A 10,980-nucleotide genomic window follows, 5' to 3' on the forward strand; every position below is an offset into this window, starting at 1 on the left:
AGCGCGACCAGTGGCGCGAGCTGAACGTCCGCTCGCGTGACGTCTTCGCGGTGGCCGACTCCGACGAGTGGGACGACAAGACCCACACCGGCTCCGCGCACGGCTCCGGCCCCTCCGGGCGGACGCCCGAACCGGGCGCCAGCGGCCGGCGCCACCACTCCGACGCCTCGCCCGACCCGAGCCCGTCGAAGAGCCGCCGCCGGTCGCCCGCCCCGACCTACCTGTCGATGAAGTTGTCGACCCGGGGCGGCCAGCTGCTGCTGAAGCCCGGCGGCCCGGCGCAGGAGTTCACGCTCACCCTGCGCAACGGCAACACCCACTCGTACCGGAACCTGGCGCCCGTCTTCCAGATGGAGGGCATGCCGGACGGCGGCCCCGGGCCCGGGTACGTCCTGGAACGCTGGGACCCGGCGGACAAGGCCTGGCAGTCCGTCCGGCTGCGGATCGCCAACGACGTCCTGCCGTACGAGTCCGTCAAGGGCGGCACCCCCCTCAAGCGCGAGGCGGTCTCGGCCCGCCGCTACCGCCTGCGCGCCCTGGCCGGCGCCCCCGCCGGCCCCAACCCCCTGATGCTCGACCTCGTCGACACCGACACCCACACCACCCCCACCGCCCACACCTCCCTCCCCCAGACCACCCTGGGCGGCTGACGCGAACGCGGGGAACCGCCGGGGCCCCGCCGTGTGGCGGGGCCCCGGCGCCCTGGTGCGGTGCGCGCCTCAGAAGGTGAAGGCCGACCGGGCCCCGAAACCGCCCGCGCCGGTGCCCGGGTAGGACCAGAGCCGGCCGTCCCCGGCACGCTCGCGGACCAGCAGGTCCGGCTTGCCGTCCGCGTCGAGGTCACCGGCGCCGGCCATGAGGTCGAAGGCGTCCCAGCCGCCGCCCATGGCCACCCGCGGGCCGAAGCCGCCGGTGCCCAGCCCCGGGTAGCGCCACAACTGCCCGTCCGCGTCGACGGCGAGCAGGTCGGGCCGGCCGTCACCGGTCAGGTCGCCGGTAGCGACCAGCTGGGAGTACGCGTCCCAGCCGCCGCCCATCGCGACCCGCGGGGCGAAGCCGCCGGACCCGTCGCCCGGGAAGCGCCACAGCTGGCCGCCGGCGTCGACCGCGAGCAGGTCCGCCTTCCCGTCCCCGGTCAGGTCGCCCGGCGAGAGCAGGACCGGGTAGGCCCCCCAGCCCGTGGAGCCGGCCACCCGCGCGCCGTACCCGCCGTCGCCGGCCCCCGGATACCGCCACAGCCGGCCGTCGGCGTCGACGGCGAGCAGGTCCGCCCGGCCGTCGCCGGTCAGGTCCCGGCCGCCGGCGAGGCGGAGGTACCCGCCCCAGCCGCCGCCCAGGCCCACGGCCGTGGTGTAGCCGCCGGCGCCGTCGCCCGTGTGGCGCCACAGCTTCCCGGCCGCGTCGACGGAGAGCAGGTCCGCCCGGCCGTCGCCGGTCAGGTCGCCCGCCGCGGTGAGGGAGGCCAGCGGGCCCGCGAAGCGCGGCCAGGGCACCTGGTAGACCACGCGGTTGCCCGGGTTCTCGTTGGCGAGCCAGAGCGCGTCGCGCTGCGGGTCGTAGGCCAGGTTCTGGAGGTGGACCGAGGCCCGCTTCCACAGCTGGACCGGCTGGCCGGGCAGTGCCCGGTAGACGCAGCTGTTCACGGGCGACACGGCGGGTCCGCCGGGCACGTACTCGACGTACTCCGGGCAGGGCGCGGAGATCAGGTAGGTGCCGCCGTGGGACGCGACGCCCTGGGCGCCGACGATCGGCGAGGCGTACGCGGCGCTCGCCCGGACCGCCGGTCCGCCGGGCTCCGCGGTGGTGCGCAGCAGTCCGGTGGCGGGGTCGAGGGGCCAGCGCACGATCTTGCCGCCGACCCCGACGAAGCCCTGGTCCGCGCGCGAGGTGACCTCGGTGGTGACGATCGCGGGAACGTTTCCGCTGAGATCGAGGGAGGCACCGGCGTTGCAGGGGTTGGGCGAGGGGGTGGCCAGCGTGGTGCCGCAGCCGGCCGGGGAGCGGTAGGAGTAGGTGCCGACGGCGGGCAGGACGTACCCGAAGCCCTCGGCGGCGAAGGCCCCGGCGGCGGTCCTCCCCATGCCGGAACCGGCGGCGTCCACCTTCCATATGTGGTTGAGGTCGAAGACCCGGAAGCCCTCTCCGAAGCCGACGAACAGCCGGTTCCGGTACCAGACCAGATCGTCGCCGTGGCCCTGGAGCGCGGTGAAGTTCCCGGCGCCGGGGACCACCAGCAGGGCGTGGAGGTAGCGCACGTGCGCCGGGTCGGTGGTGTCGGCGAGGCTCAGCCTGATCCGGCTGTTGCCCGACTTGTACCAGGTGGCGGCGACGATCCGGCGGTTGCCGGCCGGGGCGTAGGCGGTGGCGTCGGTGGTGACGCCCTGGGGCGTGAAGGTGCCGGTCGCCGTGTCCTCGGCGTCCCAGCAGAAGCCTTCCGCACCCGAGTTGAAGACGCCGTCCTTGGCCAGGTAGCCGGCGGCCGGGCACTGCGGCGGCCGGCCGAGCCGGTCCGCGGAGTCGAGTACGGCGCCCAGCGGGACCGGGGCGAGCCCGGGGTGGGCGCCCTCCATGGCCGCGGTGTCGGCCCGGAGCGAGTCGTCGTACCAGAGGCGGTAGCCGGACGGGTCGGCCGGGAGCAGCGGTCCGGCGACGGTGGCGGCGTCCGGGACCCGGTCGGCGGCCGCGGCCGGGCCGCCCAGCGCGGGCTGGACGGCCGCGGCGGCCAGGACCGTGGCGAGGAGCAGGCCGAGGGCCTGGGGCAGGCGGGCCATCAGCTGAAGTTCCAGCCGCCGCCGTTGTCGATCCTGGTGCCCAGCCGGCCGTCGTCCTGGCCGGGGTAGACCCACAGCTTCCCGTCGTCCGAGCGGGCGACCAGGTCGTCCTTGCCGTCCCCGGTGTGGTCGCCGGCGCCCGAGACGCTGGTCATCACCTGCCAGCCGGTGCCGGCCTGGACGCGGGGGCCGAGCCTGCCGTCGCCGAGGCCGGGATAGACGAAGAGCTTGCCGGTGCCGCTCTCCACGGCCACGACGTCGTCCCTGCCGTCGCCGGTGAGGTCGCCCGCGCCCGAGGCGACGGACATGGCGTCCCAGTTGGTGCCGATCTGCAGGCGGGTGCCGAAGTGGCCGGTGCCGAGGCCCGGGTAGAGGTAGAGGTCGCCGCTCCTGGTGTCGGTGGCGAGGAGGTCGCCGCGGCCGTCGCCGTCGAGGTCCCGGCTGCCGCTGACGCGCAGGGCGCCCCAGCCGCCGCTGTTGTCGACGCGGGCGCCGAGGTGGCCGTCGGCCTGGCCGGGATAGATCCACAGCTTGCCGGTGGACCTCTCCACCGCCGCCACGTCCGCCCGGCCGTCACCGGTGACGTCGCCGAGGGCGGTGACCTGGTTCATCACGGCCCAGTTGCCGTTGTCGACGCGGCTTCCGAACTTCCCGCCACCGGCGCCCGGATAGATCCACAGGGTGCCGTCGGGGGTGTTGGCGCGGGCCAGCAGGTCGGGTCTGCCGTCGCCGGTCAGGTCGCCGGTGGCCGAGACCGGGGCGGGGAGCGGCGCGTCCTCGGGGTAGGGGTCGGCGTGGTCGGCCTCGAGGCCGTACCGCCAGCCGCAGTTGGGCCAGGCGCCCTGGCCCTGGCCGGCCAGGACCTTCTCGCCTATGAGGATCTGCTGCTTCTTGGTGGCGTGGTCGGCGCGGTCCGCGTACGCCTCGCCTCCGTAGGCGCGCCAGGTCGGCTGGGAGAACTGGAGTCCGCCGAAGTAGCGGTTGGAGGCGTCGATGGCCTGCCAGTTGCCGGTGGCCTCACACTGGGCGACCTTGTCCCAGGTGGTGACGGACGCGGCGTCGGCGGCCGGGGCGGACACCACGGCTGCGAAGGCGGCGACGGTCAGGACGGCGCCGAGGGCGCGCTTGGGCATGGGAGTTCCTTCGGTGAAGGGTGTGGAGGGTGTGGAGGGGCGCGGGGCGGGAGGGGGAGGAGAGAGGCGCGCGGGGGCGGGCGGCCCGCCGGGGGGGAATCCGGCGGGCCGCCCTGCGGGAGTCCGCGGATCAGGCGGTGAAGTTCCAGCCGCCGCCGTTGTCGATCCGGGCACCGAGCTGGCCGTTGTCCTGGCCGGGGTAGATCCAGAGCTTGCCGTTGCCCTCGCGGGCTATCAGGTCGTCCTTGCCGTCGCCGGTGTAGTCGCCCGCGCCGGAGATGCTGGTCATCTCGTCCCAGCCGCCGGTACCGGCCTGGACGCGGGCGCCCAACTGGCCGTTGCCGAGGCCGGGGTAGACGAAGAGCTTGCCGGTGGCGTCCTCGACGGCGGCCACGTCGTTCCTGCCGTCGCCGGTGAGGTCGCCGGCCGAACCGACCGGGGTCATCTCGTCCCAGCTGGTGCCCGCCTGGACGCGCGCCCCGAAGTGGCCGTTGGCCTGGCCCGGGTACATCCAGAGCTTGCCGGTGGACTCCTCGACGGCCAGCAGGTCGCCGCGGCCGTCGCCGTTGAGGTCCTTGCTGCCGGTGATGCGGATGTCGCCCCAGCCGCCGCTGTTGTCGACGCGGGCGCCGAGGTGGCCGTTGGTCTGGCCGGGGTAGATCCACAGCTTGCCGGTGGACTTCTCCACCGCCGCCACGTCCGCCCGGCCGTCGCCCGTCACGTCGCCGACGCCGGAGACGCGCTCCATGCCCGACCAGCTGCCGTTGTCGATCCGGGCGCCGAAGTGGCCGTTGCCCGCGCCGGGGTAGATCCACAGCGTGCCGCTGCCCGAGTCGGCCCGGGCCAGCAGGTCGGGCTTGCCGTCGCCGGTCAGGTCGCCGACGGCCGAGACCGGGGCGGGCTCGTCGGCCTCGGTGGTGTCGACGACGCCCTTGGGGCTGATGAAGCCCATGACCCGGCCGGCGTTGAGCGGGTTGGTGTTGGTCTTCCAGTCGAACCAGTCGCGGTAGCGGACGCCACGGCTCTCGTTGCCGCCCACCGTCTGGATCTTCGTACCGTCGGCCGAGACCTTCACGACGAGGTTGACGTGGTTCGCCTCGCCGTCCGCGACGCTCCCGTCGTTGTCGTAGAGGACGGCGTCACCGACCTGCGGGGCCGTGGTGTGGAAGGTGCCGTACTGCTTGCCGTACGTGTAGAAGCTGGCCGCGGCGGCGTTGAGCACCGAAGTGTTGTCCGCGCCGGCCTGCCCCCAGACCCAGCGGGCGAAGTCGGCGCACCAGGCGTGCGAGCAGGCGCCCATGGAGTTGTACGGACTGCAGTCGTTCCCCACCTGCGACATGGCGATCGAGGCCACCGACGGGGCGGCCGCGGAGGCGGGCGCGGCGCCGAGCGCGGAGGTGGCCGCAACGGTCAGAGCGGCGAGGGAGACCAGCTTGTTGCGGAGCGAAGAAGACATGGCTGTGCCCTTTCAGGAATTCCACGAAGAATGTGATTCCGCCGGATCGGCGGCAGGTATTTGAATTCGGCCGGATCGGATTTCCGGTCCGATCGGCCCGAGAGAAACGGCTTCACCCGGGAGGCGGCGCGGGCCTTTCGGCTCCTACGCGGCCTCTCCTCAGGCGGCCGGTGAAACGGCCGGGCGGGTCCGGGACCCGCCAGGCCGGAGTCCTACTGCCAGCCGAAGTCGTTGAGCAGCATTTCCCCACCCCTGGTTCCGGCCTATACGGCCCTGCGGATTCTTGTTGCTTTTCTCAGCGGCCTCGTCGGCTGCTGAGAAATATCCTGCACGCCGCGGCGGGGCCGGACCAGGGTTTCCCTATGACACAAAAAGCGCCTGACACGTTTGTGTCAGGCGCTCTTGGTCGTGCGTTCTTCGTGGCGCGTTCTCCGTAATGCCGTGTGCGTGGCGCGCATTCAGAGCAGGCCCAGCTCCGCCGCGCGCTGCCCGAGCTGGAACCGGCTGGTGGCACCCAGACGGTGGGAGAGCTCGGTGATCATCCGGCGCTCGGTGCGCAGCGAGACCCCGAGCTTGCGGGCCGCCGCCTCGTCGGTCAGCCCCTCGGCGAGCAGCCGCAGCAACGCCGCCTCCTGCGGCAGGGCGAGCCCGTCGGCCGCGCGGACCGGCCGCTCGCCCAGCGGGCTGGCGGTGGCCCACACCTGGTCGAAGAGCGCACAGAAGCCCACCAGCGCCCCGGCCTCCCGGATCAGCACGGCCCCCTGGGAGGAATCCGCCGGGTCCAGCGGTACGACGGCCACCTCGCGGTCCACGATGTGCATCCGCAGGGGCAGCGAGGGCACGGTGCGGGTCTGCGCGCCCCGCTCCGCCAGCCGGGCGGCGTGCTCGCGGCTGCCGGGGTCGTTGGCGACGCTGTCCAGGTAGACGGTCCGCAGCCGCACCCCGCGCGCGAGCGCCGCCTCGGCCAGCGGCCGGCCGGCCGCCCGGTTCTCCGCCGTCTGCGCCCCGCCCGGCGCGAAGGCGAGCACCTCCCGCCGGGCGCGCAGGGCCAGTTCCTCCAGCCGGGCCCGGATCGCGTCCAGCCCCGTCAGGCGCTCGACGCCGGCCCCGCTCCGGCCCGCGCGCAGCGAGGAGTAGTCGGCGAGCAGCCCCGCGACCGCGATCCGGCTCTCCTCGATCTCCTGCTGCCTGCGCGCGAGTTCGGCCTGCTGCCGGGCGAGCAGCGCGTCGAGGGCGAGGTCCGGCGGCACCGGCCGCAGCACACCGGGATCGGCCAGCGACGGCCGCAGCAACTCCAGGTCCGCGAGCCGGTCCAGCGCGGCGGTCACCACCGCCCGCTCAGCCCCCAGCTCCTCCTGGATCCGGGCGACCCCCCACCCGGGGTTCTCCAGCATGAGCCGGTAGACGGACTCGCTCTCGTTGTCGAGCCCCAACACCCCCGACATCCCCGTCCCCCTCCTGACGCACCCCGGACGGATCCGGGCGGCATCTTCGAGTCACGGCACTTTTGTGCCGCGTCCTTTCGCGACCACGGGCGGCCGGCCGCCGCCATAGTCATGACGTGCACCTCATCGTCTTCGTCCTGAGCGGCCCCGCTCCCCCGGCGGCACCCGCCCCGACCGAGCAGGAACTGCTCACCGCACTGTGGGGCGCCGCCCGCCCGGCGGACGGGATCGAGCACATCCGCGTGCACCCCAGCCGGGCGGGCGCCCGCGGCGTCGCCTTCTGCCTCGCCGACGACGCCGGCCGGGCGACGGGACGGGTCCGCGCCCTGTGCGAACGCGCCCTGCACACGTCCGACCTCCTGCACGGCTGGCACCTGACCGAACCACCCGACCGGCTGCCCCACTAGGTCAATCCATGCAGTCCGGCGTACCGACCGGGACCATGTCGACGACCACGAACCCCCGGCGCTCGTCCGAAGGGACTGCTTGGTGCGCGAGAGCCAAGCGGCGCTTGACGCTCGGGGGCAAGGGGAGTTTCTGGTGCGCGAGGGCCAAGCGGAGCACGAAGCCCGGGGGCACCTCGGCCGGATCGAAGTAGGCGAACCTGTTGCCGTCTTCGAACGTCATGCGGAAGGCGTCATCGGGTATGTGGCGGCCTTGCGCGCGTGGGTAGCAGTAAGGAGCGTCCAGCAGCACCTTGGCCTGCGCACCCGCGGCCGCCAGCTCCCTCCGCCAGCGGTCCGTGCTGCGCCTGCCGGTCGGGTCCTCCCTGTCATTCGGCCAGGTCAGCTTGACCACGCCGACCGGCTTGCGCTCGACGATGTGCGCGCGCGTGGGCGTCCCTCCCAGCGTGACGGTGAGGGCCGCCACGGCCGCGGTCAGGACCGCCCCGCCGGCGGGTATCCACCACCGTACGAAACCCCGGCGGACCGGCTGCTCGACGCGGTCCCGGTCCTCCAGCACGTGGGCGGACTGCCGGACATGGTCCTTCAGCTCGCACAGCAGGCGCTCCTCGAACGAATCGGCGTGCATCAGGCCTCCATCAGGGTCGAGAGGGGCGGGGCAGGAGATCCGGACGGCGGTGCGGGTACCTGCCGCAGGGCCCGGCGCGCGCGGTGCAGCCGGACCCGTACGGACACGGAGCTGGTGCCCAGCGCATCGGCCGCCTCGGCGACGGTCAGGCCGTCCACCGCGGTCAGTTCGAGTACCGCCCGCTGCCCGGCCGGCAGCGCGGCCAGGCGTTCCAGCAGGGCGGCGAGTCCGCGTTCCGCGTCGATCCGCTCCTCCAGCCGGACGATGTCGTCCTCGTGCAGCGGCCGGCGACCGGCCAAGCGCCCTTCGACCACCCGGGCCCGCGCCGCACGGCGGTCCTCCGCGGCCGCCACGTTCCGGGCGATGCCGTGCAGCCAGGCGACCGGCGTGCCGCGCTCCGCCCGGTACCCGGCGGACGCCGAGATCGCGGCCAGGAACACCTCCGCCACCAGGTCGGCGGCGGCGTGCGGATCCCGGCAGCGCCGGGTGGCGTACCGCAGCACCACCTCCACGTGCTCCCGGTAGAACACCTCGAACGCCTCCGCGTCCTCGCCTATCCGCCGCACCACCTGTTCCACAGCTGGTGGTTGCCTCACGTCGTCTCCCCACTGTTCGCGGCCCCCGTCACCCCTCTTGGCGTTCCGGGCCCCGCGCGTTACGCCTCCGGGCCCTCCGACTCCTGTGAGGCCCGCCACAGGACCGCCGGCGGGCGGCGCCGGCTCCGAGGACCGCGGCGCGGCGCTCGCAACGCTCCATGACGGGACTCCTGTCCTGCGGATCGGGTGTCTTCCTGGCCCTTGAACCGGACGGCCCCGCGATGTGTGACAGGTTCGGAAGGTGCGCTGCGTCACACCCCGCTCAGAGGGGGGTGGGGCGGGGCCTCCCCGCGGCCCGCGGCGGCCCGTTGCGCGCTCGCCCGGACGGGGTTGTCGGGGCTGTCCTGGTGACGGACCGTCACGATGCCCTGCGGGCCGACCTGCAGGCGGCTGATACCGACGTCGGTCGGTGCCCCGGGCCCGGCTGCGGGCGGCCTCAGGTGAGGGCGCGTTGCGGGCGGCTGCCCCGGTCGGCGGGGGGTCTGCGGGCCGCCGGGATGGCGGCCGTCGCGGAGGCGGGCGTGCTGCGGGGGCCCCACAGGACGCGGCCGAGGGCGAAGCCGGCGGCCACCACCGCCGCGCCGCCCACCGCGTCGAGCACCCAGTGGTTGGCCGTGGCGACGATCGCGCAGACGGTCACCAGCGGGTGCACCAGACCCAGGACCCGCTGCCACCGCCGGCGCGCCAGGACCAGGACCACCAGCCCGCACCAGAGCGACCAGCCGAAGTGCAGCGAGGGCATCGCCGCGTACTGGTTGGAGAGCGCGGTCAGCGCGCCGTACTGCGGGTGGGCCAGGTCCTGCGGCCCGTGGACGGTGTCGACGAAGCCCAGGCCGGGCATCAGCCGCGGCGGCGCGAGCGGGTACAGCCAGAAGCCGAGCAGCGCGAGCAGCGTGGCCAGGACGAGGGCGGAGCGCGCCCAGCGGTAGTCCGCCGGCCGGCGCCAGTAGAGCAGGCCGAGGACCGTCAGCGGGACCACGAAGTGGAAGGAGGTGTAGTAGAAGTCGAAAAACTCCCTCGGCCAAGGGTGACGGGCGGTCCAGCGGTTGACGGAGCCCTCGACGGCGAGGCCCAGCCGCCCTTCGAGGGCGTGGATCCGGCGGCCGTGGCCCTCGGCGAGGAACCGGTTGCCGGGGGCGGCGGCCCGGATCCGGGAGTACGCCGAGTAGCCGACGCGGATCAGCAGCAGCTCGAGGAGGAGGTTGGGGCGGCTGAGCGCGCGGCGCCGGACCGGCAGGGCCGGTGCGCGCCGCCGGGGCCGGGCGGGGCGGTCGTACGCGGTGGGCACCGGGTGGTGCCAGTGCGGTGAGCTGCGCGGCAGGAAGGGCACCGCGCAGGCCACGGCCAGCACCGCCAGGAGCGGCAGGTGGTCGTGGAGGGGCGCCAGCAGGCCCACGTTCGGCAGCAGGACGTCGGCCGGCAGCAGCGTGACCAGGAGCGCGGCGACCGGCCACACCGCGCGGTCGGCGGCCCGCCGGCCGGTCCGCCCGGCCAGCGCGAGCAGCACCCAGACCAGCTGGTGACGGCCCCCGGCGGGCGCGACGGCCGCGGCCGCGCACCCGCACACCGCGACGGCCAGCAGCGGCTGCCCGTCCCGGGCGTAGCGGGCCGCCCGGCGCAGTCCGAGCCAGCCGACCACGCCGGACAGCAGGGTCACGACCAGCAGCCCGGCGGGGCCGGACAGCCCCAGCCGCACCAGGGCGCCGGGGAGGGAGCCGGGGTCGGCGGCGCCGGAGGAGTACCGGGTCAGCAGCATCCAGGCCAGCGCCAGGGCCGCCGGGGCGGCGAGCAGCCATATGGGCGCGGCCGCGGTTCCGGTACGCCCGTCCACACCGCTGTGCTCCGCCGCTTCCGCCACGCGCCGTCGGCCTCCCGCCGTCTCGCCGGTCACTGTCGTCGTGTCGCCCCAAGAGCGCCGGAATTCACGATTCCGGAGCGGACGACGATAGTGCTGCGCTCGAGGGGCGCCGAACCAACTCCCTACGCGGGCTTGATCCCGCGTAGGGCAGGATGACGGGCATGAGCATCGTGAAGATCAACGTCCTGACGGTCCCGGCGGAGCAGCGCGAGGTACTGGAGAAGCGGTTCTCCTCGCGGGCCGGATCGGTGGAGAACTCCGACGGCTTCGAGTGGTTCGAGCTGCTGCGGCCGGTCGAGGGCACCGAGCAGTACCTCGTCTACACCCGGTGGCGGGACGAGGCCGCGTTCCAGGCGTGGATGGAGGGCCCGATGAAGGCCGCGCACCAGGGCGGCGGCCCCTCCGAGGGCGGCGCGGAGCGCCCGAAGCCGGCCGCCTCGGGCTCGACGCTGTGGTCCTTCGAGGTGGTCCAGCAGGCCTCCCCGAAGCAGGCCTGAGCGACCGGCCGACCGGGAGGGGCGGGGAGGTTCCGGGCTGGGGCTGGCCGCTCCCCGGCCGTCGTTCGTCCCGTCTCGCTGCCGTGAGGACGGTGGTCGGTCGGGATGTGTGGGGAGCGCCGCTTGACGGGGGTGGCAGGCTGGTCCGGAGGCAGGCCCGGGCCTGGGATGGCCCGGAGGGCCACGGCGAAG

8 protein-coding genes and 2 pseudogenes are annotated in these 10,980 nt (G+C 74.6%); 3 read left to right on the forward strand and 7 right to left on the reverse strand.

Features of this window, described 5'->3' with window-relative positions:
• Positions 1-650: pseudogene (locus AB0O40_RS36300) on the forward strand (hypothetical protein); the annotation flags it as partial.
• A 69-nt stretch (positions 651-719) separates the two neighbouring features.
• On the opposite strand, the gene AB0O40_RS36305 reads toward AB0O40_RS36300, so the two are convergent.
• From AB0O40_RS36305 to AB0O40_RS36320, 4 genes are all read right to left on the reverse strand, one after another.
• A complete protein-coding gene (locus AB0O40_RS36305; RefSeq protein ID WP_365050270.1) occupies positions 720-2,771 on the reverse strand; it encodes a VCBS repeat-containing protein in 2,052 nt (683 codons plus the stop codon).
• The gene (locus tag AB0O40_RS36310) at positions 2,771-3,904 is read right to left on the reverse strand and encodes an FG-GAP-like repeat-containing protein (RefSeq protein ID WP_365050272.1); all 1,134 of its coding nucleotides are present in this window, start codon (positions 3,902-3,904) and stop codon (positions 2,771-2,773) included. The genes AB0O40_RS36305 and AB0O40_RS36310 overlap by 1 nt, the downstream gene beginning before the upstream one ends.
• 130 nt (positions 3,905-4,034) lie before the next feature.
• Positions 4,035-5,360: an FG-GAP-like repeat-containing protein gene (locus AB0O40_RS36315; RefSeq protein WP_365050274.1), complete on the reverse strand. Its 1,326-nt coding sequence runs from the start codon at positions 5,358-5,360 to the stop codon at positions 4,035-4,037.
• Between the two features lie 458 nt (positions 5,361-5,818).
• On the reverse strand, positions 5,819-6,805 hold the full coding sequence (locus AB0O40_RS36320) for a helix-turn-helix transcriptional regulator (protein ID WP_365050276.1): 987 nt from the start codon (positions 6,803-6,805) through the stop codon (positions 5,819-5,821).
• A gap of 116 nt (positions 6,806-6,921) precedes the next feature.
• Here AB0O40_RS36320 and AB0O40_RS36325 point away from each other — a divergent pair, with 116 nt between their 5' ends.
• Complete coding sequence (locus AB0O40_RS36325) at positions 6,922-7,212, forward strand: hypothetical protein (RefSeq protein WP_365050278.1); 291 nt, start codon at positions 6,922-6,924, stop codon at positions 7,210-7,212.
• A 1-nt stretch (position 7,213) separates the two neighbouring features.
• Here AB0O40_RS36325 and AB0O40_RS36330 read toward each other — a convergent pair whose 3' ends face one another.
• From AB0O40_RS36330 to AB0O40_RS36340, 3 genes and pseudogenes are all read right to left on the reverse strand, one after another.
• Positions 7,214-7,837: a hypothetical protein gene (locus AB0O40_RS36330; RefSeq protein WP_365050280.1), complete on the reverse strand. Its 624-nt coding sequence runs from the start codon at positions 7,835-7,837 to the stop codon at positions 7,214-7,216.
• Positions 7,837-8,415 carry a sigma-70 family RNA polymerase sigma factor gene (locus tag AB0O40_RS36335; protein ID WP_365050282.1) on the reverse strand — a complete coding sequence of 193 codons (579 nt, stop codon included), beginning with the start codon at positions 8,413-8,415 and terminating at the stop codon, positions 7,837-7,839. The genes AB0O40_RS36330 and AB0O40_RS36335 overlap by 1 nt, the downstream gene beginning before the upstream one ends.
• A 454-nt stretch (positions 8,416-8,869) precedes the next feature.
• A pseudogene (locus tag AB0O40_RS36340) lies at positions 8,870-10,138 on the reverse strand (phosphatase PAP2 family protein); the annotation flags it as partial.
• Positions 10,139-10,452: 314 nt separating this feature from the next.
• On the opposite strand from AB0O40_RS36340, the gene AB0O40_RS36345 reads away from it, so the two are divergent.
• The gene (locus AB0O40_RS36345) at positions 10,453-10,788 is read left to right on the forward strand and encodes an antibiotic biosynthesis monooxygenase (protein WP_365050284.1); all 336 of its coding nucleotides are present in this window, start codon (positions 10,453-10,455) and stop codon (positions 10,786-10,788) included.
• Positions 10,789-10,980: the final 192 nt, after the last annotated feature.

The sequence above is a fragment of the Streptomyces sp. NPDC089919 genome (genome assembly GCF_040684615.1).
Lineage (GTDB): Bacteria > Actinomycetota > Actinomycetes > Streptomycetales > Streptomycetaceae > Streptomyces.

Bases quoted from the DNA above. Each gene is read 5' to 3' on its own strand.
- AB0O40_RS36305 (WP_365050270.1), bottom strand. From the start codon at position 2,771: ATGGCCCGCCTGCCCCAGGCCCTCGGCCTGCTCCTCGCCACGGTCCTG.
- AB0O40_RS36310 (WP_365050272.1), bottom strand. From the start codon at position 3,904: ATGCCCAAGCGCGCCCTCGGCGCCGTCCTGACCGTCGCCGCCTTCGCA.
- AB0O40_RS36315 (WP_365050274.1), bottom strand. From the start codon at position 5,360: ATGTCTTCTTCGCTCCGCAACAAGCTGGTCTCCCTCGCCGCTCTGACC.
- AB0O40_RS36320 (WP_365050276.1), bottom strand. From the start codon at position 6,805: ATGTCGGGGGTGTTGGGGCTCGACAACGAGAGCGAGTCCGTCTACCGG.
- AB0O40_RS36330 (WP_365050280.1), bottom strand. From the start codon at position 7,837: ATGCACGCCGATTCGTTCGAGGAGCGCCTGCTGTGCGAGCTGAAGGAC.
- AB0O40_RS36345 (WP_365050284.1), top strand. From the start codon at position 10,453: ATGAGCATCGTGAAGATCAACGTCCTGACGGTCCCGGCGGAGCAGCGC.